Source organism: Pseudomonas sp. B37(2017), from assembly GCF_002112885.1.
Classification (GTDB): Bacteria; Pseudomonadota; Gammaproteobacteria; order Pseudomonadales; family Pseudomonadaceae; genus Aquipseudomonas; species Aquipseudomonas paraglycinae.
In genome coordinates this window covers 537134-561867 of the sequence record NZ_NEIX01000002.1, presented here as the reverse complement: position 1 = coordinate 561867, position 24734 = coordinate 537134, and the positions used below count along the sequence as shown (strand labels likewise).

Annotated in this window: 23 protein-coding genes; 14 read left to right on the top strand and 9 right to left on the bottom strand. The window is 60.4% G+C overall.

The genetic code is table 11. The annotated features are described in order from the left end of the window. Positions 1-937: 937 nt before the first annotated feature. The 3 genes from CAF90_RS09185 to CAF90_RS09175 all read right to left on the bottom strand — a co-directional run bounded on the left by CAF90_RS09185 (position 938) and on the right by CAF90_RS09175 (position 3986). A complete protein-coding gene (locus CAF90_RS09185) occupies positions 938-2596 on the bottom strand; it encodes a cation acetate symporter (RefSeq protein ID WP_085605858.1) in 1659 nt (552 codons plus the stop codon). Continuing rightward, entirely contained in the window at positions 2593-2904 is a 312-nt protein-coding gene (locus CAF90_RS09180) for a DUF485 domain-containing protein (protein WP_007959307.1), read from the bottom strand. Before CAF90_RS09180 ends, CAF90_RS09185 begins: the two co-directional genes overlap by 4 nt. Positions 2905-3134: 230 nt before the next feature. Beyond that, a complete protein-coding gene (locus tag CAF90_RS09175; protein ID WP_085605856.1) occupies positions 3135-3986 on the bottom strand; it encodes a glycine betaine ABC transporter substrate-binding protein in 852 nt (283 codons plus the stop codon). Positions 3987-4286: 300 nt separating this feature from the next. Here CAF90_RS09175 and CAF90_RS09165 point away from each other — a divergent pair, with 300 nt between their 5' ends. Continuing rightward, positions 4287-5882, top strand: coding sequence for a beta (1-6) glucans synthase (locus CAF90_RS09165; protein WP_085605852.1), 1596 nt, complete (start codon positions 4287-4289; stop codon positions 5880-5882). A gap of 30 nt (positions 5883-5912) precedes the next feature. Here CAF90_RS09165 and CAF90_RS09160 read toward each other — a convergent pair whose 3' ends face one another. Further along, on the bottom strand, positions 5913-6281 hold the full coding sequence (locus tag CAF90_RS09160; RefSeq protein ID WP_085605850.1) for a hypothetical protein: 369 nt from the start codon (positions 6279-6281) through the stop codon (positions 5913-5915). A gap of 223 nt (positions 6282-6504) precedes the next feature. Between CAF90_RS09160 and CAF90_RS09155 the strand changes: the two genes are divergently transcribed. Together CAF90_RS09155 and CAF90_RS09150 are read left to right on the top strand one after the other, a co-directional pair. After that, on the top strand, positions 6505-7803 hold the full coding sequence (locus CAF90_RS09155; RefSeq protein ID WP_085605848.1) for a serine/threonine protein kinase: 1299 nt from the start codon (positions 6505-6507) through the stop codon (positions 7801-7803). Then, positions 7796-8584, top strand: coding sequence for a VacJ family lipoprotein (locus CAF90_RS09150; protein ID WP_011333106.1), 789 nt, complete (start codon positions 7796-7798; stop codon positions 8582-8584). Before CAF90_RS09155 ends, CAF90_RS09150 begins: the two co-directional genes overlap by 8 nt. 64 nt (positions 8585-8648) lie before the next feature. On the opposite strand, the gene CAF90_RS09145 is transcribed toward CAF90_RS09150, so the two are convergent. Continuing rightward, the gene (locus CAF90_RS09145) at positions 8649-9563 is read right to left on the bottom strand and encodes a DUF808 domain-containing protein (protein WP_085605845.1); all 915 of its coding nucleotides are present in this window, start codon (positions 9561-9563) and stop codon (positions 8649-8651) included. 134 nt (positions 9564-9697) lie between these two features. Between CAF90_RS09145 and CAF90_RS09140 the strand changes: the two genes are divergently transcribed. Then, positions 9698-10303, top strand: coding sequence for a TetR/AcrR family transcriptional regulator (locus tag CAF90_RS09140; protein ID WP_007959290.1), 606 nt, complete (start codon positions 9698-9700; stop codon positions 10301-10303). A 70-nt stretch (positions 10304-10373) separates the two neighbouring features. Here the strand turns inward: CAF90_RS09140 and CAF90_RS09135 are convergent, their stop codons facing one another. Together CAF90_RS09135 and CAF90_RS09130 are read right to left on the bottom strand one after the other, a co-directional pair. After that, positions 10374-10868: a transposase gene (locus CAF90_RS09135; protein WP_085605843.1), complete on the bottom strand. Its 495-nt coding sequence runs from the start codon at positions 10866-10868 to the stop codon at positions 10374-10376. Positions 10869-11082: 214 nt separating this feature from the next. Then, positions 11083-11523: a heme-binding protein gene (locus CAF90_RS09130; protein ID WP_011333104.1), complete on the bottom strand. Its 441-nt coding sequence runs from the start codon at positions 11521-11523 to the stop codon at positions 11083-11085. Positions 11524-11791: 268 nt separating this feature from the next. Between CAF90_RS09130 and gcl the strand changes: the two genes are divergently transcribed. From gcl to CAF90_RS09090, 8 genes are all read left to right on the top strand, one after another. Beyond that, positions 11792-13567: a glyoxylate carboligase gene (gene gcl / locus CAF90_RS09125; RefSeq protein WP_085605841.1), complete on the top strand. Its 1776-nt coding sequence runs from the start codon at positions 11792-11794 to the stop codon at positions 13565-13567. Positions 13568-13705: 138 nt separating this feature from the next. Continuing rightward, a complete protein-coding gene (gene hyi, locus CAF90_RS09120) occupies positions 13706-14488 on the top strand; it encodes a hydroxypyruvate isomerase (protein WP_085605839.1) in 783 nt (260 codons plus the stop codon). Between the two features lie 152 nt (positions 14489-14640). Then, a complete protein-coding gene (locus CAF90_RS09115; RefSeq protein WP_085605836.1) occupies positions 14641-15534 on the top strand; it encodes a 2-hydroxy-3-oxopropionate reductase in 894 nt (297 codons plus the stop codon). A gap of 159 nt (positions 15535-15693) precedes the next feature. After that, a complete protein-coding gene (locus CAF90_RS09110) occupies positions 15694-16968 on the top strand; it encodes a glycerate kinase (RefSeq protein ID WP_085605834.1) in 1275 nt (424 codons plus the stop codon). Continuing rightward, positions 16965-18380 carry a pyruvate kinase gene (gene pyk, locus CAF90_RS09105; RefSeq protein WP_085605833.1) on the top strand — a complete coding sequence of 472 codons (1416 nt, stop codon included), beginning with the start codon at positions 16965-16967 and terminating at the stop codon, positions 18378-18380. Before CAF90_RS09110 ends, pyk begins: the two co-directional genes overlap by 4 nt. 145 nt (positions 18381-18525) lie before the next feature. Next, positions 18526-19440 (top strand): urea transporter, encoded by a 915-nt coding sequence (locus tag CAF90_RS09100; RefSeq protein ID WP_085605831.1) that lies wholly within the window; start codon positions 18526-18528, stop codon positions 19438-19440. A 21-nt stretch (positions 19441-19461) separates the two neighbouring features. Continuing rightward, positions 19462-20286, top strand: coding sequence for an ion transporter (locus tag CAF90_RS09095; protein WP_045121897.1), 825 nt, complete (start codon positions 19462-19464; stop codon positions 20284-20286). 106 nt (positions 20287-20392) lie between these two features. Continuing rightward, a complete protein-coding gene (locus CAF90_RS09090) occupies positions 20393-21391 on the top strand; it encodes a sulfate ABC transporter substrate-binding protein (protein ID WP_085605830.1) in 999 nt (332 codons plus the stop codon). Positions 21392-21446: 55 nt separating this feature from the next. Here CAF90_RS09090 and CAF90_RS09085 read toward each other — a convergent pair whose 3' ends face one another. Continuing rightward, entirely contained in the window at positions 21447-22067 is a 621-nt protein-coding gene (locus CAF90_RS09085) for a DUF5666 domain-containing protein (protein ID WP_085605828.1), read from the bottom strand. 241 nt (positions 22068-22308) lie between these two features. Between CAF90_RS09085 and CAF90_RS09080 the strand changes: the two genes are divergently transcribed. Then, on the top strand, positions 22309-23496 hold the full coding sequence (locus CAF90_RS09080) for an MFS transporter (protein ID WP_085605826.1): 1188 nt from the start codon (positions 22309-22311) through the stop codon (positions 23494-23496). 45 nt (positions 23497-23541) lie between these two features. Here the strand turns inward: CAF90_RS09080 and CAF90_RS09075 are convergent, their stop codons facing one another. After that, positions 23542-23946, bottom strand: coding sequence for a type II toxin-antitoxin system HicB family antitoxin (locus CAF90_RS09075; protein WP_085605824.1), 405 nt, complete (start codon positions 23944-23946; stop codon positions 23542-23544). A 279-nt stretch (positions 23947-24225) separates the two neighbouring features. Between CAF90_RS09075 and CAF90_RS09070 the strand changes: the two genes are divergently transcribed. After that, on the top strand, positions 24226-24693 hold the full coding sequence (locus CAF90_RS09070; RefSeq protein ID WP_007959254.1) for a helix-turn-helix domain-containing protein: 468 nt from the start codon (positions 24226-24228) through the stop codon (positions 24691-24693). Positions 24694-24734 lie beyond the last annotated feature (41 nt).

The following is a 24734-nucleotide window of genomic DNA, read 5'->3' as shown; positions in this document are numbered from 1 at the left end:
TGTCGTAGCGCTTGCCTAAATTGGACATTGTTATGCACCTTCACCCTCTTGAATGAACGAGTCAATCAACAAGGGCGACAGGTAGCCTGACACAGAGGGAACGCCTCAAAAGTAACCAAAAAGTCTTGGCCCCGGCGTACGGCACTTCGCCTAGGCTCAGTGTTCCCTCTCTACGGTGTCCATCAGGGGGCATCGCCTACGGTTTGCTTCGCTGCACCTCCTCTCGATGTATGCGGCTTCGCCGCACGGCGCTGCGCGCCTACCCCCTGATGGACACCTCCGCTCGGCCTGCCGAAGGGGCAAAAAATCAAAAGCAGATCAAGAGCCCCTCACCCTAGCCCTCTCCCGGAGGGAGAGGGAACTGATCGGGGTGTTTGGAAGAGATACGCCGACGTGCAATACCGAGTCGAACTCAGGCTTTGAAAAGCACAAAAATCGGCCCCCTCTCCCTCTGGGAGAGGGTTGGGGTGAGGGCCCGCCCCACCACAAAACCAAAGCCAAACACCCCAAGCTCCCCACCACTCAAAACGATGAGCGTTAGCTCGAGTACCGCTTTTGATCGCAGGGCCCGTCGGCAGGCTGAGTGGAGGGATTGATCCGGGGGTGGGAGCGCAGCGACCGTGCGGCGCAGCCGCATGCATCGAGAGGAGGTGCAGCGAAGCAAACCGTAGGCGATGCCCCCGGATCAATCCCGGAGCGAAGGAACCCGAGCCACAGCGAGGGCCGTACGTCAGGGTAAAGCCTTTTTGGTTACTTTTTCGGCGTTTGGAAAAAGTGACCCGCCGTAAGGGCGGAACCCCAAGAAGCCGTTACCGCAGCAACGGATATACACACAAACCAAAACCACCCAAAGAAAGTCCGATAACCGCCCACAAAAAAAATGCCCCAATCTCTCGATCAGGGCATTTTCAATTCAAATCAACCTACACAAAAAGCCTCAGTGCGAAACCGCCCCACTAGCCCCCAACCCAGTCTGCGAACGCACAAACTGCGGGAAGAACGCCGCACGCTCGGTCTCAGCCGCCGCCGACTTGTCGGTAACCGAGAAGAACCAGATCCCGATAAACGCAATGATCATCGAGAACAACGCAGGATACTCGTAAGGGAAAATCGCCTTCTCATGATGCAGAATCTGCACCCAGATGGTCGGGCCAAGAATCATCAGCCCCACCGCACTCACCAGACCCAGCCAGCCGCCAATCATGGCGCCACGGGTGGTCAGCTTCTTCCAGTACATCGAAAGCAGCAACACCGGGAAGTTGCAGCTTGCCGCGATGGAGAACGCCAGGCCAACCATGAACGCAATGTTCTGGCTTTCGAACAGGATGCCCAGGCCTATGGCCAGAACGCCCAGTGCGATGGTGGTGATCTTCGAAACGCGGATCTCATCCTTCTCGTTGGCCTTGCCCTTCTTGATCACGCTGGCGTACAGGTCATGAGACACCGCCGAAGCACCGGCCAGGGTCAGACCGGCCACTACTGCCAGAATGGTCGCGAACGCCACTGCCGAGATGAAGCCGAGGAACACGCTGCCGCCCACGGCGTTGGCCAGGTGCACCGCCGCCATGTTGTTGCCGCCGAGCAGAGCGCCCGCCGCATCTTTGAAGGCCGGGTTGGTGCTGACCAGCAGGATCGCGCCGAAGCCGATGATGAAGGTCAGGATGTAGAAGTAGCCAATGAAACCGGTCGCGTACAGCACGCTCTTACGGGCTTCTTTCGCGTCGCTAACGGTGAAGAAGCGCATCAGGATGTGCGGCAGGCCGGCGGTACCGAACATCAGCGCCAGACCCAGGGAGAACGCCGAGATCGGGTCTTTGACCAGACCGCCCGGGCTCATGATCGCTTCACCCTTGGCGTGAACCTTGATGGCTTCGGAGAACAGGGTGTTGAAGTCGAAGTTGACGTGCTTCATCACCATCAGCGCCATGAACGAGGCACCGGACAGCAACAGCACCGCCTTGATAATCTGCACCCAGGTGGTCGCCAGCATGCCGCCGAACAGCACGTACATGCACATCAGGATACCGACCAGAATCACCGCAACGTGGTAGTCGAGACCGAACAGCAGCTGGATCAACTTGCCGGCACCGACCATTTGCGCGATCAGGTAGAACGCCACCACCACCAGCGAACCGCAGGCAGACAGGGTGCGGATCTGGGTTTGCCCGAGGCGGTAGGACGCCACGTCGGCAAAGGTGTATTTACCCAGGTTACGCAGACGCTCGGCGATCAGGAACAGAATGATCGGCCAGCCCACCAGGAAGCCGATCGAGTAGATCAGGCCGTCGTAGCCGGAGGTGAACACCAGCGCGGAAATACCCAGGAAGGACGCCGCCGACATGTAGTCACCGGCGATCGCCAGACCGTTCTGGAAACCGGTGATCTTGCCGCCCGCTGCATAGTAGTCGGCGGCCGAGTTGTTGCGCTTGGACGCCCAGTAAGTGATGCACAGGGTCGCGCCAACGAATGCCACGAACATGACGATCGCGGAAACGTTGAGTGGTTGTTTGTGGACTTCGCCGGTCAGGGCGTCAGCGGCCCAGACGGCCGGAGCAAATGCTGCGATGCTCAAAAGAGCCAGTAGACGCCGGATCATTGCTGAGCCTCCTTGAGAATCGCGTTGTTCAGGTCGTCGAACTCGCCATTGGCGCGGCGCACGTAAATGCCGGTCAGGATGAAGGCCGAGATAATCAGCCCGACACCGATCGGAATGCCCCAGGTGATGGACGATTCGGGACTGATTTTCGTGCCGAGCACTTGCGGCCCGTACGCGATCAGAAGGATGAAGCCGGAGTAGAGCCCGAGCATGATCGCCGAGAGTATCCAGGCGAACCTTTCCCTTTTCTTGACCAGCTCCTTGAAGCGCGGGCTGTTCTGAATAGAGAGGTAAATGCTGTCGTTCATTGTTTTTATCCTCGCAGCACAGATTTTTATTTTTGGAACATATCCACTGTATGCGGCTGCGAGCCGGGTTCCAGACGACCTTAGTAGTAGAACGCCATGACGTTTTTGCCAATTTCCAGACAAGCCGAAAACGGCCAACGCTGCTTATTAATAGTGGGCAAACAAAAAAGGCCACCCGACTGTCATGTCGGGCGGCCCTGGGAAGCGCAGATTAGACGCTTCGGTTTAAATCACTTGGTCCAGTCGGCAACACGTTCCGGGTGCTTGGCAACCCAATCCTTGGCCGCTGCGTCAGGTTTTGCACCGTCCTGAATCGCCAGCATGACTTCGCCGATTTCGTCTTTCGAGGCCCACTGGAAGTTCTTCAGGAACTTGGCCACTTCCGGCGCCTTGGTCGCCAGTTCCTTGCTGCCGATGCTGTTCACGGTTTCAGCCGCGCCGTACACGCCTTTCGGATCGTCGAGGAAGCGCAGTTTCCACTTGGCGAACATCCAGTGCGGCACCCAGCCGGTGACGGCGATGGATTCGTTTTTCTTCTCGGCACGGGTCAGCTCGGCAATCATGCCGGCGCCGGAACTGGCCTTGAGTTGATAGCCGGTCAGGTCGTAATCCTTGATCGCCTGATCGGTCTTGAGCATCACGCCTGAACCGGCGTCGATGCCGACGATGCGTTTCTTGAAGGAGTCGTCGGTTTTCAGGTCTTCGATGGTCTTGGCCTTGACGTACTCCGGCACGATCAGACCGATTTTCGCGTCCTTGAAGTTCGGGCCGTAATCGACGACCTGATCCTTGTTCTTGGTCCAGTAGTCGCCGTGGGTCACGGGCAGCCAGGCCGAGAGCATGGCGTCGAGTTTGCCGGTGGCAACGCCCTGCCACATGATGCCGGTGGCGACGGCTTGCAGTTTCACGTCGTAGCCGAGTTTCTGCTTGATCACTTCGGCCGCCACGTGGGTGGTCGCGACGCTGTCGGACCAGCCGTCAACGTAACCGATGTTCAGGGTCTTGGTTTCAGCACTGGCGAGTGTGGAGCCCATCGCAAGCACCAGAGCGGCACCTGCGCCTAAAAGTCGTCGCATCTTCATCGTTACTTCCCCGAAATGCTGCGCCCGACGGATGCCGGGCATCGTCAACGTATTGTTATGGTGCACAGCGCCCCCATCACGCCTGACCGCAAACTCGTTAGTACATCAGCCGGATTATCAATAAGGGTACTGACGGTTTCGATCATCAACCTGACGCCCGATAAGACCTGCTCTGCCAGCGACCTCGAAGCAACGAGAAACGACATCAGAAAGCCATTAACTGCCTCCGGATATTTGGCGCCAGACAATCCGCCCGAACTTTGCATGTCAAAATCGTGCGGGCCACCAACCTGCTTATAAATGCAGGTAACATGCGTCGCTTTGCAGCCACTCGGCCTGACCATGTCCGCGACTTCCCGCTTCCCCTTTCTTCCTTATGTGTTCGCCTGCCTGCTCGGGCTGTTTGCCCTGTGCGGCTTCTGGTACGGCCTCGGCAAACCGGTGATCCTGCCGGACGTCGCCACCCCGACCCACAAACTGCAATGCGCCTCCTACACCCCGTTCGACAAAGACCAGTCGCCGTTCGACGTGCCGTTCAAACTGCGCCCGGAGCGCATGGACGCCGACCTCGCCCTGCTCGCCACCCGCTTCGAATGCATCCGCACCTACTCCATGACCGGCCTCGAAGCGCTGCCAGATCTGGCGCGCAAGCACGGCTTGAAGTTGATGATCGGCGCGTGGGTCAACAGCAATCCGGTGGACACCGAGAAAGAAGTCGATCTGCTGATCGCTTCGGCCAATGCCAACCCGGACGTGGTCAGCGCCGTAATCGTCGGCAACGAGGCCTTGCTGCGCAAAGAGGTCACCGCGACCCAGCTGGTGAAGCTGATCAACAAGGTCAAGAGCCACATCAAGCAGCCGGTGACCTACGCCGATGTCTGGGAGTTCTGGCTCAAGCACCCGGAAGTCGCGCCGGCGGTGGATTTCCTGACCATTCACTTGCTGCCGTACTGGGAAGACGATCCGTCGAACATCGACGCCGCGCTGCATCATGTGGCGGAAGTGCGTCAGGTGTTCGGCAACAAATTCGCGCCCAAGGACGTGATGATTGGCGAAACCGGCTGGCCGAGCGAAGGCCGCCAGCGTGAGACCGCGCTGCCGAGCCGGGTCAACGAGGCCAAGTTCATTCGTGGTTTTGTCACCCTCGCCGAGCAGGAAGGCTGGCGTTACAACCTGATCGAAGCGTTCGACCAGCCGTGGAAGCGCGGCAGCGAAGGCGCGGTCGGCGGTTACTGGGGGCTGTTCGATGCCGATCGCCAGGACAAGGGCGTGCTGGCCGGTCCGGTGTCGAACGTGCCGTACTGGTCGCAGTGGCTGGCCGTCGGCGGGCTGATTTTCCTCGGAACATTGCTGCTGGGCGGTTGGGTTCGTACGACGCGTTCGGCACTGATCCTGCCGCTGCTCGGCGCCCTCGCCGCCTGTTCGATCGGCGCCTGGGGTGATCTGGCACGGGTGACCACGCGGTTTGCCAGCGAATGGCTGTGGGTCGGGTTGCTGACGGCTCTGAATCTGTTGGTGCTGGCCCATGCCGCGCTGACCTTGAGCGCCCGCAATGGCTGGCGTGAACGGGCGTTCAACGCTTTCGAGCGACGGGCCGGCTGGCTGGTCGCGGCAGCGGGGTTCGCTGCTGCGGTGATGATGCTGGAGCTGGTGTTCGATCCGCGCTATCGCAGCTTTCCGAGCGTGGCGTTCATCCTGCCGGCGCTGGTTTACCTGTGCCGCCCGGTGCCCGTGGCCCGGCGGGAGATCGCGCTGCTGACCTTCATCATCGGCGCCGGCATTGCGCCGCAGTTGTTCCGTGAAGGACTGCAGAATCAGCAGGCGTGGGGCTGGGCGCTGGTCAGCGTGCTGATGGTGGCTGCACTTTGGCGCTGCCTGCGGGTTCGCAAGGGCTGATTCACAGGGAATGCCCGCGATGACTGACGATCAGGCCTCGCGGGATTCCCGGACCAGTCGCAACCCGGCAATCACCACCGCAAACACCGCCAGTGTCGTGTTGTACAACGCCAGCGCCGGCAACCCGAACACCAGCGCCAGCACCGCCAGCCACCACCCTGCCCGTCCCGGCACGACAAAACCGATCACCGCAGCCGCGATCGCCGCCCAGCCCAGCATCTGGAAATGAATCATCAGGCCCAGGTTCGAGCGCACCGAACATTCCCAACGGCTCGCCTCATCCACGCAGATGCCCACCCACTGCGCGTCCTCCATGAAGCCATAACGCGCGCCATAACTGGCGGCCAGCCACAACGGCAACAGAACGAGCAACAGAATCACGGGCAAGCGGCGGGACATGGAACACTCCAATCGATGAAATCGGCGGCCAGCTTAATCTGCCGCCGCGCATACGCAAGGGCTAACAACTCTTAACTGGTCATTCATTCCGTGCAAAGTGTATCGTCCGGCTACTATTACTCCGAATTCCGTCAGTTTGGTGCCGTGGCATGGCACTTTGGCGCAAACCCGGTGGTCATAGCCTGCGAACCTCATTCGGCACCTTCCTCTAAGGGATCTAGTCATGCTCCGTTCCTTGCGCTTCGCCGCCCTGTTTGGCGGCCTTATTCTGAGTGCGTCCGCGCTGGCGATGGATATCGACGCCGCCAGCTATGGCTATCCCCTGACCAACCCGTTCGAGGCGACCATCGCCACCACGCCGCCGGACTTGCGCCCTGAACTGCCACTGGACGACGACATCGATCAGACCGATCGCAGCGTCACTCTGCGCCCCGAGCGCGAATTCATCCTGCCGGACAATTTCTGGCCGGTGAAAAAACTCACTTACCGCATCGCCACCCAGGACAAGGCCGCGCCGCTGATCTTCCTGATCGCAGGCACCGGCGCGCGCTACGACAGCACGCTCAACGAATACCTGAAGAAGCTTTATTACAAGGCCGGCTACCACGTGGTGCAGCTGTCATCGCCGACCAGCTTCGACTTCATGAGCGCCGCCTCGCGTTTCGCCACCCCCGGCGTGACCAAGGAAGACGCCGAAGACATGTACCGGGTGATGCAGGCCGTGCGGGCTCAGAACCCGAAACTGCCGGTCACCGACTATTACCTCAGCGGTTACAGCCTCGGCGCACTGGACGCAGCGTTCGTTGCCCATCTGGATGAAACCCGTCGCAGCTTCAACTTCAAGAAAGTCCTGCTGCTGAATCCGCCGGTCAACCTCTACACCTCGATCACCAACCTCGACAAGCTGGTGCAGACCGAGGTCAAGGGCATCAACAACAGCACCACCTTCTATGAACTGGTTCTGAGCAAACTGACCCGCTACTTCCAGCAAAAAGGCTACATCGACCTCAACGATGCACTGCTCTACGACTTCCAGCAGTCCAAGCAGCACTTGAGCAACGAACAGATGGCGATGCTGATCGGCACCTCGTTCCGTTTCTCGGCGGCGGATATCGCATTCACTTCGGACCTGATCAACCGCCGCGGCCTGATCACCCCGCCGAAATTCCCGATCACCGAAGGCACCAGCCTCACGCCGTTCCTCAAGCGTGCGCTGCAATGCGATTTCGACTGCTACCTCACCGAACAGGTGATCCCGATGTGGCGCGCCCGCACCGACGGCGGCAGCCTGCTGCAACTGATCGATCAGGTGAGCCTGTACGCATTGAAGGATTACCTGCACGACAGCCCGAAAATCGCCGTCATGCACAACGCCGACGACGTGATCCTCGGCCCGGGCGACCTCGGTTTCCTGCGCCGCACCTTCGGCGATCGCCTGACCGTTTATCCGCTGGGCGGCCATTGCGGCAACCTTAACTACCGCGTCAACAGCGACGCCATGCTGGAGTTCTTCCGTGGCTAAATATCTCCTGCTGATTGCAGCGCTCCTCAGTGCAGGTATGGCCCAGGCCGACAACAGCAAAGCCAATGCACCGGTGGTCATCGACAGCGATGGCTTCAAGGAGCCGCTGTCCAAACTCAAGTTCAACCCGGGGCTGGATCAGCGCGAGTTCGAGCGCTCGACCCTCAGCGCGCTGAACGTCTATGACCCGCTGGAAGAGTGGAACCGCCGCGTCTACCACTTCAACTACCGCTTCGACCAATGGGTGTTCCTGCCGGTGGTCGATGGCTACCGCTACATCACCCCGAGCTTCGTGCGCACCGGCGTGAGCAACTTCTTCAACAACATTGGCGACGTACCGAACCTGGTCAACAGCCTGTTGCAGTTCAAGGGCAAGCGCTCGATGGAAACCACCGCGCGCCTGCTGCTCAACACCACCATCGGCATCGCCGGGCTCTGGGATCCGGCCACCGCCATGGGCCTGCCGCGTCAGAACGAAGACTTCGGCCAGACCCTGGGCTTCTACGGCGTACCGGGCGGCGCTTACTTCGTGCTGCCGATTCTCGGCCCCTCGAACCTGCGCGATACCGCAGGTCTGGCTGTGGACTATACCGCCGAGTCCGCGATCAACTTCCTCAATGTCTCGGAAGTCAGCTCCAACCACCCGGAAGTCTGGGTACTGCGTGGCGTCGACAAGCGTTACCAGACCAGCTTCCGCTACGGTCAGCTGAACTCACCGTTCGAGTACGAGAAGGTGCGCTACGTCTACACCGAGTCGCGCAAGTTGCAGATCGCCGAGTAAAAACGCCGGCCACAAAAAAGGCCATTCGATGCGAATCGAATGGCCTTTTTGTTTGCCTCAGGATTTAGCCTTTCAGGGCTTTCCAGACTTTGCCGATCACGGACACGCCCGCCAGCACCACCGCACCCGCGATGATCCCCGCCACGCCGTTCAACAGCATCGGCACCACAAACCCGGCGCCACCGGCCGCTGCGCCGACGCTTTCGATCCAGTGATGCACCACCGGTACGCCGTGGGTCAGGATGCCGCCACCGACCAGGAACATCGCTGCGGTGCCGATTACCGACAGGCTTTTCATCATGTACGGCGCCGCACGCAGGATGCCGTTGCCGATACTTTTGGCCATCTGCCCAGGCTTCTGGGTCAGCCACAGACCGAGATCATCGAGTTTGACGATGCCGGCCACCAGACCGTAAACACCCACGGTCATGACAATGGCGATGCCCGACATCACGATCACTTGCTGGGTCAGCGAAGCATCGGCCACGGTGCCGAGGGTGATGGCGATGATTTCCGCCGAGAGGATGAAGTCGGTGCGGATCGCGCCCTTGATCTTGTCCTTCTCGTACGCCACCAGATCGGTTGCCGGATCAGCCACGGCCTCGACCAGTTGCGCATGCTCGACCTCGTCTTCGGCCTTGCTGTGCAGAAACTTGTGCGCGAGTTTTTCGAAACCTTCGAAACACAGGTAGGCGCCACCGACCATCAACAGCGGCGTCACCAGCCACGGCACGAAGGCACTGATCGCCAGCGCCGACGGCACCAGGATCAGTTTGTTGACGAACGAGCCCTTGGCCACCGCCCAGACCACCGGGATTTCCCGCTCCGCGCGTACGCCGGAGACTTGCTGGGCGTTGAGCGCCAAGTCGTCGCCGAGCACGCCGGCGGTCTTCTTGGCAGCCATTTTGGTCATCAACGCAACGTCGTCCAGAACGGTAGCGATGTCGTCGATCAGCACCAGCAAACTGCTTCCTGCCATGAATCTTGTTTCCTTATGTGAATAATGCCGCGCAGCATACCGCGACTGCAGGCCACACGGGGCATTGTTGAGCGCTGCGCGAGGCCGGTGCTACCATGCGCAACCGCCAGAACAGGCAAGGAACCACCGGGTTTATGAGCACAATCCGCGAGCGCAACAAAGAACTGATCCTGCGTGCAGCCAGTGAAGAGTTTGCCGACAAGGGCTTCGCTGCCACCAAAACCAGCGACATCGCCGCCAAGGCAGGACTGCCCAAGCCCAACGTCTATTACTACTTCAAGTCCAAGGAAAACCTCTACCGCGAGGTACTGGAAAGTATCATCGTGCCGATCCTGCAGGCCTCGACCCCGTTCAACCCGGACGGCGTACCGAGCGAAGTGCTGAGCGGCTACATCCGCTCGAAGATCCGCATCTCCCGCGACCTGCCCTTCGCCTCCAAGGTCTTCGCCAGCGAAATCATGCACGGCGCCCCGCACCTGAGCGCCGACCTGGTCGAGCAGCTCAACGGCCAGGCCAAGCACAACATCGACTGCATCCAGACCTGGATCGACCGCGGCCAGATCGCCCCGATCGACCCCAACCACCTGATGTTCAGCATCTGGGCCGCAACCCAGACCTACGCCGACTTCGACTGGCAGATCTCCGCCGTCACCGGCAAGGACAAGCTCGACGAAGCCGACTATGAAGCGGCAGCACAAACCATCATCCGGTTGGTGCTCAAGGGCTGCGAGCCGGACTGAAGACTCCGGCGACCTCATCGCTAGCAGGCTAGCTCCCACTCTCCTGTATCCGCAAACTCTCCTGTGGGAGCTAGCCTGCTAGCGATGAAGGCGACTCGATTTTGGCTTGAGCCCAAATGGCATCCCACAACGGATAGTCAGACAGCTTTTCCACCAGTCCAGCCCGCAATGGGTTAGCCACGACATACCGTGCCATTTTCACCAAGTCATCTTCTCGGCGCAGAGCCTGGTCATAAAACCCCTTTTGCCAAAGATTGATTTTTCCGCCATTGGACTGGTTCACGGCTTTGGTACTGAATGATTTAGTTCGTTGCATCAATTCACCGAGCGATCCCCTCTTCAGTTCAACGAGCCAGTGAAAGTGATCGGGCATAACCACCCAAGCCAGAGAGTTCACATGACCCTGTTTCTGCGCGCAGACAAACTGATTGGCCACTAACCTGCCCAAAGCAAAATCTCTGAAAAACGGTTTTCTCTGGCAAGTATTGGAAGTGAGCAAATAAATGCGATCAGGTTCGGCATAGCGGCCGATCCTTAGGCGGTGTGAAGCGGGTGAATTGGACATTGATGAGCCTCCTCCATGATTGCAGTCATGAAAAAAGCTAGCCCTGAAAAGGCTGGGGTGCGGTTCAGATCCTTATCAGGTTGTGTCTGCCAGGCAGCCATCGCGAGCAGGCTCGCTCCCACAGGGGCTTTAAGGTGGCCACAGAAATGTGTCTACCTGTGACCACCTGTAGCAGTAAGCCTGCTCGCGATGGCGTCAGTTCAATTGCCGCAAATCACGCAGCCACCCCCGCATCCGCCCGCAGGTCCAGGGCCTCTACGGCCTTGATTGCCACCTGCTCATCGATGTCCGACAGATCGCCGCTGATGCCGATCGCACCCAGCACGTTCCCCGCCTGATCACGAATCAACACACCACCCGGTGCCGGCACGACGCTGCCCTGCCCCATGCTGTTAAGTGCGGCGATGAACGCCGGGCGTTGTTGTGCGTCCAGCGCCAGCAGGCGTGAGCCCTTGCCCAGGGCGATGGCGCCCCAGGCTTTGCCGATGGCGATGTTCGGGCGCAGCAGACTGGCGCCGTCTTCGCGTTGCAGAGTGACCAGATGGCCACCGGTATCCAGTACTGCGATGGTCAGCGGCGCAGCTGAGATGGCCCGCCCTGCATTGATGGCTTCGTTGACCAGCTTGACTGCGACTTTCAAGGTTAAAGCGCTCATGGTGCCGTCCTCATTTTGTTATTGGGAAAGTCGTTGGGCTGCGCGTTTGTGCCGCAGCCCGATGCAACAAATAGAACACAATGAATTATTTTTTTGTATACAATAATTCTCGAAAAGCGCCTCATGCGACGAAAAGCCACAGCAGAACAGGCTTCCGACGAATGAAACAGGCGCTTGAGAAAATGGATTGACCTGCGCCGTCCGCCGTGAATACACTCTGCGCAAAGCCACTTGTATACAATTACAAAACGTAAAGAGGCACAAAACCATGAGCAAAATGAGAGCAATCGAAGCCGCCGTTCTGGTGATGCGCCGTGAAGGGGTTGATACCGCTTTTGGCATTCCAGGCGCTGCAATCAACCCGCTGTACTCCGCCCTGCAGAAAGTCGGTGGCATCGATCACGTCCTCGCTCGCCACGTTGAAGGCGCCTCGCACATGGCCGAGGGCTACACCCGCACCAAGGCCGGCAACATCGGCGTGTGCATCGGTACTTCCGGCCCGGCCGGTACCGACATGGTCACCGGTCTGTACAGCGCCTCCGCGGACTCGATCCCGATCCTCTGCATCACCGGGCAAGCACCCCGCGCCCGTATGCACAAGGAAGACTTCCAGGCCGTCGACATCACCAGCATCGTCAAGCCGGTGACCAAGTGGGCGACCACCGTTCTGGAGCCGGGCCAGGTGCCTTACGCCTTCCAGAAAGCCTTCTACGAAATGCGCTCCGGCCGTCCAGGCCCGGTGCTGATCGACCTGCCGTTCGACGTGCAGATGGCTGAAATCGAATTCGACATCGACGCTTACCAGCCACTGCCGCTGGCCAAGCCGAGCGCCACCCGCGTGCAAGTTGAAAAAGCGCTGGCCCTGCTCGATCAGGCCGAGCGTCCATTGCTGGTGGCCGGCGGCGGCATCATCAACGCCGATGCCAGCGATCTGCTGGTTGAGTTCGCCGAGCTGACCGGCATTCCGGTCATCCCGACCCTGATGGGCTGGGGCACCATTCCTGACGATCACCCGCTGATGGTCGGCATGGTTGGTCTGCAGACTTCGCACCGTTACGGCAACGCCACGATGCTGAAATCCGACGTGGTACTGGGCGTCGGCAACCGCTGGGCGAACCGCCACACCGGCTCGGTCGACGTTTACACCGAAGGCCGCAAGTTCATTCACGTCGACATCGAACCGACCCAGATCGGCCGCGTGTTCACCCCGGACCTGGGCATCGTTTCCGACGCCGCTGCCGCGCTGACGGTGTTCATCGAAGTCGCCCGTGAATGGCAAGCCGCCGGCAAGCTGAAAAACCGCAGCGCCTGGCTGCAGGACTGCCAGCAGCGCAAGGCCAGCCTGCACCGCAAGACCCACTTCGACAACGTGCCGGTCAAGCCGCAGCGCGTTTACGAAGAAATGAACCAGGTGTTCGGCAAGGACACCTGCTACGTCAGCACCATTGGTCTGTCGCAGATTGCCGGCGCGCAGTTCCTGCACGTCTACAAGCCGCGTCACTGGATCAACTGTGGCCAGGCCGGCCCGTTGGGCTGGACCATTCCGGCAGCGCTGGGCGTGGTGAAGGCCGATCCGAACCGTAAAGTCGTGGCCCTGTCGGGGGACTATGACTTCCAGTTCATGATCGAAGAATTGGCGGTCGGCGCTCAGTTCAAACTGCCGTACATCCACGTCGTGGTGAACAACTCGTACCTGGGCCTGATCCGTCAGGCCCAGCGCGGGTTCGATATGGACTACTGCGTGCAGCTGTCCTTCGATAACCTGAACGCGCCGGAACTCAACGGTTATGGTGTCGACCACGTCGCAGTCGCCGAAGGCCTGGGCTGCAAGGCACTGCGTGTGTTCGAACCGGCTGATATCGCCCCTGCCCTGCGCAAGGCCGAAGAGCTGATCGAAGAGTTCAAGGTGCCGGTGATCGTCGAGATCATTCTGGAGCGTGTGACCAACATCTCCATGGGGACCGAGATCAACGCCGTCAACGAATTCGAAGACCTGGCGCTGGTCGGCAACGATGCGCCTACCGCGATTTCGTTGCTCGATTGATTGCTATTGCTTGATCGTTCCCACGCTCTGCGTGGGAACGCAGCCGGGGACGCTCTGCGTCCCAAAGCGGACGCAGAGCGTCCATAGAGGCATTCCCACGCAGAGCGTGGGAACGAGAATCTAGAACGGGAGACCACCATGCCGCGTTTCGCAGCCAACCTGTCCATGCTGTTCACCGAACAGGATTTCCTTGCCCGTTTCGACGCCGCCGCCAAGGCTGGCTTCAGCGGTGTCGAGTACCTGTTCCCGTACGATTTCAGCTCTGCCGAAATCAAGGCCAAACTCGACGCCAACGGTCTGACCCAAGTGCTGTTCAACCTGCCGGCCGGTGACTGGGCCAAGGGCGAGCGCGGTATAGCGTGCCTGCCGGGCCGGGTCGAAGAGTTCCGCGCCGGGGTCGATCTGGCCATCGCTTACGCCCAGGTGCTGGGCAACACCCAGGTTAATTGCCTGGCCGGTATCCGTCCGCAAGGCGTGGACGATGCCACCGTTGAAAAGACCTTCGTCGCCAACCTCAAGTACGCCGCCGAAAAGCTGCAAGCCGTCGGTATCAAACTGGTGATGGAAGCGATCAACACCCGCGACATCCCGGGCTTCTACCTGAACAACACGGCGCAGGCCCTGTCGATTCGCGAGCAGGTCGGCAGCGCCAATCTGTTCCTGCAATACGACATCTATCACATGCAAATCATGGAAGGCGATCTGGCCCGCACCCTGCAATCGCACCTGGCCGAGATCAACCATGTGCAGCTGGCCGACAACCCGGGCCGCAACGAGCCGGGCACTGGCGAGATCAACTACCGCTTCCTGTTCGAACACCTTGATCGCATCGGTTATCAGGGCTGGGTCGGCTGCGAGTACAAACCGCTGACCACCACTGAAGCAGGCCTCGGCTGGCTGAAGACCCACAACGCGATTTAAGAACAATGCAAAAAACCCTGTGGGAGCGAGCCTGCTCGCGATGAGATCTCCTCGGTACAACTGATGTACCGCAGCGCCTGAATCGCGAGCAGGCTCGCTCCCACAACAGCCCCTTATTTGCTTGAGCAAGACAAAAACAAGAGGATTTTCTCATGGCTAAAATCGGATTCATCGGCACCGGCATCATGGGCCACCCAATGGCGGCGAACCTGCAGAAAGCCGGTCACAGCCTGTTCCTGTCGGCGCACCACGACGCCGCCCCTGCCGACCTGGTCGCCGCTGGCGCCGTCGCTCTGGCCAACCCACGCGAAGTGGCCCAGGAAGCCGAATTCATCATCGTCATGGTGCCGGATACCCCGCAGGTCGAAGACGTGCTGTTCCGCGCCGACGGCGTCGCGGCCGGCATCGGCAAAGGCAAGGTCGTGATCGACATGAGCTCGATCTCGCCGACCGCCACCAAGGCTTTCGCCGCGAAGATCAACGAGAAAGGTGCGCAATACCTCGACGCTCCGGTATCCGGTGGTGAAGTCGGTGCCAAGGCCGCGACCTTGAGCATCATGGTCGGTGGCGACGCCGATGCCTTCGAACGCGCACTGCCGCTGTTCCAGGCCATGGGCAAGAACATCACCCTGGTTGGTGGCAATGGCGACGGTCAGACCGCCAAGGTGGCGAACCAGATCATCGTTGCCCTGAACATTCAGGCCGTGGCCGAAGCCCTGCTGTTCGCTTCGAAAAACGGTGCCGATCCGGCCAAGGTGCGTGAAGCGCTGATGGGTGGTTTCGCCTCCTCGAAGATCCTCGAAGTGCACGGCGAGCGCATGATCAAAGGCACCTTCGATCCGGGCTTCCGCATCAGCCTGCACCAGAAGGACCTGAACCTGGCCCTGCAAGGCGCCAAGGAGCTGAACATCAACCTGCCGAACACCGCCAACGCCCAGCAAGTGTTCAGCACCTGCGCGGCCATCGGTGGCAGCAACTGGGACCACTCGGCGCTGATCAAGGGCCTGGAACACATGGCCAACTTCTCGATTCGCGACAAGAAGTAAGCCCTGCCCCAACCTGCATCAAACCTGTGGGAGCCAGCCTGCTGGCGATGGAATCGACGCGGAGTGTCTGCCAGACCTCAGCGCCTGAATCGCTAGCAGGCTAGCTCCCACAGGGTTCCGAGTTGCCCTTTCGAATAACAAGAATTCCGGGAGCCCGCCATGTCGGTCGATCCGCAACAACTGCTGCGCGAGCTGTTTGCCACAGCCATCGACGCGGCCCATCCGAACCAGGTCCTCGAAGCTCATCTGCCGGCTGATCGCACAGGTCGCGTGATCGTCATCGGCGCCGGCAAGGCTGCCGCTGCCATGGCGCAAGTGGTCGAGCGCTGCTGGGAAGGTGAAGTCTCGGGCCTTGTGGTGACCCGCTACGGTCACGGCGCCCCGTGTGAAAAAATCGAAGTGGTCGAAGCCGCGCACCCGGTGCCGGACGCTGCCGGTCTGGCCGTGGCCAAACGCGTGCTGGAACTGGTCAGCAACCTGACCGAAGACGACCGCGTGATTTTCCTGTTGTCCGGTGGTGGTTCTGCCCTGCTGGCGTTGCCGGCCGAAGGCATCACCTTGGCCGACAAGCAGTCGATCAACAAAGCCCTGCTCAAATCCGGCGCGACCATCGGCGAGATGAACTGTGTGCGCAAGCACCTCTCGGCGATCAAGGGCGGACGCCTGGGCAAGGCCTGCTGGCCAGCGACTGTTTATACCTACGCGATTTCCGATGTACCGGGCGACCTCGCCACAGTCATCGCCTCCGGTCCGACCGTGGCCGACCCGAGCACCAGCGCTGAAGCGCTGGCGATCATCAAACGTTACGGCATCGAGATTCCGGCCTCCGTGCGCACCTGGCTGCAAAGCCCGGAATCGGAAACCGTCAAACCCGGTGATCCGAGCCTGGCCCGCAGTCACTTCCAATTGATCGCCCGCCCTCAGCAATCGCTGGATGCCGCGGCAGTGAAATGCCGTCAGGCCGGTTTCAGCACGCTGATCCTCGGCGACCTGGAAGGCGAATCCCGCGAAGTGGCGAAAGTCCACGCCGGCATCGCGCGCCAGATCATCCATCACGGCCAGCCACTGGCGGCGCCGTGCGTGATTCTCTCCGGCGGCGAAACCACGGTGACCGTGCGCGGCAATGGCCGTGGCGGACGCAACGCCGAATTCCTCCTCAGCCTCACCGACAGCCTGAAGGGCCAGCCCGGCGTTTATGCGCTGGCCGGTGACACCGACGGCATCGACGGCTCGGAAGACAACGCCGGCGCAATCATGACCCCGGACAGCTACGCCCGCGCCGCCGCCCTGGGTCTGAGCGCCAGCGATGAGCTGGATAACAACAACGGCTATGGCTACTTCGAGGCGCTCGATGCGCTGATCGTCACCGAGCCGACCCGCACCAACGTCAACGACTTCCGCGCCATCCTGATCCTCGAGAGCTCTAAATCATGACGCCTGATAAAAAGGTCAAAATCCTCGCCACCCTCGGGCCTGCCGTCGACGGCATCGAAGACATCCGCGAGCTGGTCGAGGCCGGGGTCAATATCTTCCGCCTCAACTTCAGTCACGGCGATCACGCCGACCACGCCAAGCGCTATCAGTGGATCCGCGAAGTCGAGCGCCAGCTCAACTACCCGCTCGGGATCCTGATGGACCTGCAAGGGCCGAAACTGCGGGTCGGCAAGTTCGCTGACGGCAAGGTTCAGTTGCATCGCGGTCAGGCCTTCCGCCTCGATCTGGACGCAACGCCGGGCGACGAACGTCGGGTAAACCTGCCGCACCCGGAGATCATCGCGGCGCTGGAAGCCGGCATGGACCTGCTGCTCGATGACGGCAAACTGCGCCTGCGAGTCGTCACCAAATACACCGACGCGATCGACACCACCGTGCTCAACGGCGGCGAACTGTCGGATCGCAAAGGCGTAAACGTGCCGCAAGCGGTGCTCGACCTGAGTCCGCTGACCGCCAAGGATCGCCGCGACCTGAGCTTCGGTCTGGAACTGGGTGTGGACTGGGTCGCGCTGTCGTTCGTGCAGCGTCCGCAAGACATCATCGAGGCCCGCGCGCTGATCGGCGACAAGGCGTTTCTGATGGCGAAAATCGAGAAGCCATCGGCCGTCGAGCAACTGCGCGAGATCGCCGAACTGAGCGACGCGATCATGGTTGCCCGCGGCGACCTGGGCGTGGAAGTGCCGGCTGAAAGCGTGCCGCAGATCCAGAAAAACATCATCACCACCTGCCGCCAGCTCGGCAAACCGGTGGTGGTGGCGACGCAGATGCTCGAGTCGATGCGTTTCTCCCCGGCCCCGACCCGCGCTGAAGTCACCGACGTTGCCAACGCCGTGGCCGAAGGCGCCGATGCGGTGATGCTGTCGGCAGAAACCGCGTCCGGCGAATACCCGCTGGAAGCCGTGCAGATGATGAGCAAAATCATCCGCCAGGTGGAGAACGGTCCTGACTACCAGACCCAACTCGACGTCAGCCGGCCGAAAGCCGAAGCGACCGTCTCCGATGCCATCAGCTGCGCGATTCGCCGGATCAGCAACGTGCTGCCGGTGGCGGTGCTGGTCAACTACAGCGAGTCCGGCGCATCGAGTCTGCGTGCGGCACGGGAACGGCCGAAAGCGCCGATCCTCAACCTGACGCCGAACCTGCAGACCGCTCGCCGCCTGAGTGTGGCGTGGGGCATTCACTCGGTGGTCAATGATCGCCTGCGTCAGGTGGACGAGGTGTGCTCGACCGCGCTGGAAATCGCTCAGGCTCAAGGAATGGCCGAGCGTGGCGATACGTTGCTGATCACCGCGGGTGTGCCGTTTGGCCAGCCGGGATCGACTAATTCGCTGCGGATCGAAACATTGATTTAAGCAACATCTGTGTGGCGAGGGAGCGTGCTCCCGTCGCTCGGCATGACGGTTTCCACAAGAGACACCGCATTCACCGGGCACGAGTTCCCTCGCCACAGCTTCACGCAAGACCTTTTGATTTTCCTACTGCCCAGATTCTCCAGACATGCCTGCCAATCATTTCAACACCCACTGCCCTGACTGGGCCGAGGCTTTGCTCAACGGCTTCAGTCAAATCTTCCTCCAGCGTCATCCGCTGTGTGGACTCCTGTGCCTTCTGGCCATTTTATTCACCGCGCCGGTGCTGTTCGCCGGCGCGCTGCTCGGCGCGGTCGCCGGATTGCTCACCGCGCAACGGCGCAACTACGCCAAGGCGGATCGCCAGGCCGGACTGTTCAGCTACAACGGTGTGCTGGTCGGCCTGTTGCTGAGCCTGTATTTCCCCTGGTCACCGATGCTGCCGCCGCTGATTCTGGCGGCCGGTGGCCTGAGCGCAATGATCACGCAGCAGTGGCTCAAACGCGCGCGCCTCACCGAGTACCTGCCCGCCTACACCGCGCCGTTCGTGCTGCTGAGCTGGGTGTTCCTGTGTTTCGCCGAAACTTCGACGCCGGCACCGGCGCTTGAGCTGAATACCGTGAACCTGCTTGGAGCCGCCCTGAAAGGCTTCGGTCAGGTGATGTTCCTCGACCATCCGTTGGCCGGTGGTTTGATCGCTGCCGGCTTGCTGATCGCCGATCGCCGGGCCTTTGCCTGGGCGCTGCTGGCGTCGGTCATCGGTCTGGGTTCCAGCCTGTTGCACCACGACAGCCAGGTCGCGCTGCTGGGGCTGGGCGGCTACAACGCAGTCCTCGCCGCCCTCGCCTTCAGCGCGCAACGCCAGCAACCGTGGCTGCCATTGTTCGGCATCGGCCTTGCGCTGCTGCTAACGCCGCTGTTCAGTGCCATCGGTCTTGCGACCCTCACGGCACCATTCATTCTCGCCTGCTGGCTGCTGCGCACCGGCATTCGCCTGATGCGCCAACCGGAGATCAATGTCACGCCTTGCGCTAACGGGGAGAATCAACCTAGGCTGCGCTGATTGATGGCCAAGGCGATATGCATGAACGGCAACAACACGTGGCGTGATCGCCTGTACGTGATCATTTTCCAGACCGATACGGTGGCCGGCCGCCGTTTCGACAAGACCCTGCTGCTGATCATTCTCGCCAGTCTGGTGATCGTGATCCTCGACAGCATCGATGAAGTCCACCAGAACTACGCCAATGTGCTGGCGTACATCGAATGGGGCTTCACGATCATCTTCCTCGGCGAGTACCTGCTGCGCCTGTACTGCTCGCCCAAGCCTTTGCGCTACGCCTTCAGTTTCTATGGGCTGGTGGACTTGCTGGCGATCGTGCCGGGCATCCTCGCGCTGTATTACAGCGATGCCCAGTACCTGCTGATCATCCGGGTGATCCGGATGCTGCGGATCTTCCGCGTACTCAAACTCGGGCCGTACCTGAAACAGGCGCATTACCTGCTCGATGCCCTGCGCGGCAGCAAGCAGAAAATCCTCGTGTTCCTGCTCAGCGTCTGCACCTTGGTCACGGTGTTCGGCACCCTGATGTACGTGGTCGAAGGCCCGGAACATGGCTTCACCAGCATTCCCAAAGGCATCTATTGGGCTATCGTGACGCTGACCACCGTGGGTTACGGCGACATCGTGCCGAGGACCGTACTGGGACAGGTGATTTCGTCGCTGGTGATGGTCACCGGTTATTCGATCATCGCCGTGCCGACCGGGATTTTCACCGCTGAACTGGCCACCGCCATGCGCGGCGGTCAGCGGCAACACGACTGCCCCGTGTGCAAGAAAAGCAGCCATGAACAGGAAGCGTCGTTCTGCTCCCGTTGCGGCAATGCGCTGTTCAAGAAAATGGAATAAGTAAAGTTCTTTTTAATCTTTAAACGACTATGCGCGCCCCGCTATAGTCGCTGGCAAATGGCCTCATCTTTGTAAAAAAACACCCCCACAGAACAAGGAATGCGCAGTGAAAAAACTCTTTGGCGCCTCACTTCTCGCCGCTGGTCTTGCCTTCGGCAGCGTGGCTCAGGCCGCACCGACCCTGCTCAACGTTTCCTACGACGTGATGCGCGATTTCTACAAGGACTACAACGCTGCGTTCCAGAAACACTGGCAAGCCGAGCACAACGAAGACATCACCGTACAGATGTCTTTCGGCGGTTCGAGCAAGCAAGCCCGTTCGGTCATCGACGGTCTGCCGGCTGACGTCATCACCATGAACATGGCCACCGACATCAACGCCCTGGCCGACAACGGTCAACTGGTGCCGAAAGACTGGGTCACCCGTCTGCCGAACAACAGCGCGCCGTTCACCTCGGCCACCGTGTTCATCGTCCGCAAAGGCAACCCGAAAGCCTTGAAAGACTGGCCGGACCTGCTCAAGGATGGCGTGCAAGTGATCGTGCCCAACCCGAAAACCTCGGGCAACGGCCGCTACACCTACCTGTCGGCCTGGGGCTACGTGCTGAAAAACGGCGGTGACGAGAACAAGGCCAAAGACTTCGTCGGCAAGCTGTTCAAACAGGCACCGGTGCTGGACACCGGTGGCCGCGCCGCCACCACCACGTTCATGACCAACCAGATCGGTGACGTGCTGGTGACCTTCGAAAACGAAGCGGAAATGATCGCCCGCGAGTTCGGCCGCGACCAGTTCGAAGTCATCTACCCAAGCGTCTCCGCCGAAGCCGAGCCGCCGGTGTCGGTGGTCGACAAAGTGGTCGAGAAGAAAGGCTCCCGCGCCGCTGCCGAGGAATACCTGAAGTTCCTGTGGTCGCCGCAAGGTCAGGAAATCGCGGCCGCCAACTACCTGCGTCCACGTGACCCGGCGGTACTGGCCAAGTACACCGACCGTTTCCCGAAAGTCGACTTCCTGTCGGTCGAGAAAACCTTCGGCGACTGGCGCACCGTGCAGAAGACCCACTTCAACGATGGCGGGATCTTCGACCAGATCTACAACGGCCAGTAAGGCGTGAGCTGATATGAAGAAGGCGACCTGAAGAGGTCGCCTTTTTTGTGTGCGGCTACATGGGCGGCTTGACGCCATCCTTGCCCGCCGAGATCGATTGCGCGGTCAGCGTGCCGTCCGCGCTCTGGGTCACGAACGTGACAATCTTCACCCCGACCTTGAGCAGGCTGCGATCGCCCGGCGTCAGGTTGACGATCGGCACGTCCTCCGGCACGAGGATCTTCTGCTGGCCACCCTTGTAGTTGACGGTGAGGACCCGGCCGTTGCTCACCACCAGATCGCCGACGCTGCCGTTGGTCATGCTGCTGCCCTTGGCCAGGTCGAACGGCCGATGGCCGTCGCCGCTGCCGGCCAGCTCCGGCGGGAAGACATGAACCTCCAGCGCCTTGAGCGTGCCATCCTCCTGGGGAATGGCGGCCGAACCGATGTAGCTCCCGGGCTTGATGTCTTCGATATTGGCCAGGGTAACCGCGCGGACCTTGGTATCCGGGGTCAACTGGATCACGACGTTTTCACCGCTGTTGACGTGAACCTTGAGCGAGTCGGGACTGACCCCGGTGATCTCGCCGCGAACACCCATGCGCATGCCGGGCGCTTCGGCGGCCTGTGCGGCAGTGGCGCCGAGCAGACTGATCAGGGCAATGGTTGTGGTGTGGCGAAGCAACTGACGAAACATCGCAATCCTCCGTTGATGAACGCTGAAACCCGGTCACAACATAAGCACGCTATCGAACAAGATGTAAGTGAATGTATCATCGACGCTCAACGGTCGGACGCAAGGTTCGCCGATGAACAATGGATTGTTCGGCGCCACCTATTCCGCAACGGAATAACTGATATCGATCAGAAGCCTCTACTGCCGGCTCGGCCCGTCCCTTAGCCTCACCGCATTCCTTTTCGCTGGATCGAGAAACCCTATGACCGCCACAACTCACGCAATGACCCGAGGCATGGTGCTGCTGTTCGCTTTCTGCTGCGGCGCCATCGTTGCCAACATCTACTACGCCCAGCCGATCATCGGCCTGATTGCCCCGGACATCGGCCTGACCGACACCATGGCCAGCTTCATCGTGTCGCTGACCCAGATCGGCTATGCGCTGGGCCTGTTCTTCCTGGTGCCGCTGGCGGATCTGCTGGAAAACCGCCGCCTGATGATCATCACCACCGTGGTGGCGATTGCCAGCCTGCTCGGCGCGGCGTTTACCGATCAACCGAATGTATTCCTGCTGATTTCGTTGCTGGTGGGTTTCAGCTCGGTGTCGGTGCAGGTGCTGATCCCATTGGCGGCGCACCTTGCGCCGGAAGAATCCCGTGGACGGGTGGTCGGCGGGATCATGGGCGGTCTGCTGCTGGGGATTCTGCTGGCGCGTCCGGTGTCGAGCGTGGTCGCCGACCATCTCGGCTGGCGGGCGATGTTCATGATCGCCGCAGCCTTGATGGCAGCGATCAGCGTAGTGCTGGCGTTGACCGTGCCCAAACGCCAGCCGGATCACAGTGCCTCTTACGGCCAGTTGCTGGGTTCGTTGTGGACGCTGCTGCGCGAGCAACCGGTGCTGCGTCAACGGGCGTTTTACCAGGCCTGCATGTTCGCTACGTTCAGCCTGTTCTGGACCGCCGTGCCGCTGGAACTGGCGCGCAACCATGGCCTGTCCCAGAGTGAAATCGCGATCTTCGCCCTGGTCGGCGCCATCGGTGCCATCGCCGCGCCGATCAGTGGACGCCTGGCCGACGCCGGCCACACCCGCATCGCCTCGCTGCTGGCCATGCTGTTCGCCAGTCTGAGTTTCCTGCCGGCTTTCATCCACCCGGCCTACAGCGTGATCGGCCTGGCCGTGACCGGCGTGGTGCTCGATTTCTGCGTGCAGATGAACATGGTGCTCGGCCAGCGCGCGGTCTACTCCCTCGACGCCAAAAGCCGCGGCCGCCTGAATGCGCTGTACATGACCAGTATCTTCGTCGGCGGCGCCTTCGGCTCGTCGGTAGCCAGTGCGGTGTACGAGCATGGCGGCTGGTTGTGGATCGTGATTGTTGGCAGTGCGTTCCCGCTGCTGGCGCTGGTGCGGTTTTTGAGTGCTTCGCAGAAGCCTGTTCTGGCAACGGCCTAGAATCTGAAAGCACTGTCGGATCACTGATCCGACAGTGCTCGAGGCTCAATGCCGGACCAGCTTTTCCATGGCGGCATCCGCCAGGAAAGAGGAACGGCTTTTGACGTTGTGCTCACGCACGTAGCGGTCGATCCGCTGGATGACATAGCCGGGCAACGTCACATTGACCTTTTCGGTCTTGCCCATGTACGGCGAGATGTCCAGCTCGAGCATGCCCCAACCCATGTCCGCGAACTCCGGGTTGTTGCGATGTGCAGCCGCAGAAGTCGGCATCGGAATCGAATCACCATCCGCCGCGATCTCCTGCAGCATGATGTGGGCAATCTCGACAGCCGCGTTGTAGGCATCCTCAAACGTATCCCCGGCCGTTATCGCGCCGGGAATATCGGGGATCTGAATCCCGATGGCGGTATTCTCGTCACCCCACTCGATGCAGATTGGGTATTGCATTGTGAAATTGCCTCGCCCATTAAAGTAACTCTAGAGATACCTTTAGTAGCCTGCGGAAGGTTGTGACACAACGTTGGTTGTTTTGCAGGATGTTTTGACTACCTGTGGGCGGTGTTTCCGACGGGCAGGCTGGCCAGTGTCAAGGCGAGGGCGTTCGTTGAATATGTGCAGGGGTTATTGACGAAAAAACAATAAAACCCACACTTGTTTCGTTTATTGCGATTTTCGCTTATTTCGAATAACGTTCCGGCATTCCTCATTTCCTGAGCCGGACTCGCCATGTCGACCGTTATTCATCCCTCCATCAGCCTCCCCGTAGAACGCGAAGTAAAAGCCGCCATTGAAGGGCAGCGTGCCCTGGCGGCTTACCTCGCGACCCATTTCGAGACTCAGCACATCCAGATTTTCGACGAGCAGAACGAAGCTCATCGCGTCGAACTGCCCACCTCGGCCCTGCGCTTGCTGATCGACATTCTGGCGGAGCTGGCAGCCGGCAACGCGGTGCAGGTCGTACCGGTGCATGCCGAATTGACGACCCAGGAAGCCGCGGACCTGCTCAACGTCTCACGTCCACACCTCATAAAACTGCTGGAAAGCGGCGAGTTGTCCTACCACAAAACAGGCAAGCACCGACGTGTGCGCTTTGCCGATCTGATGGACTATAAGACCCGGCGCACCACCGCCAGCGAGCAGGCAATGGCGCTTCTCGCAGAGCAAGCTCAGGCGTTAAGGACAGGATACGAGTGAGGCATTCCTCTTTTACTGCTGCCTCGCCAATGAAAAGCCGA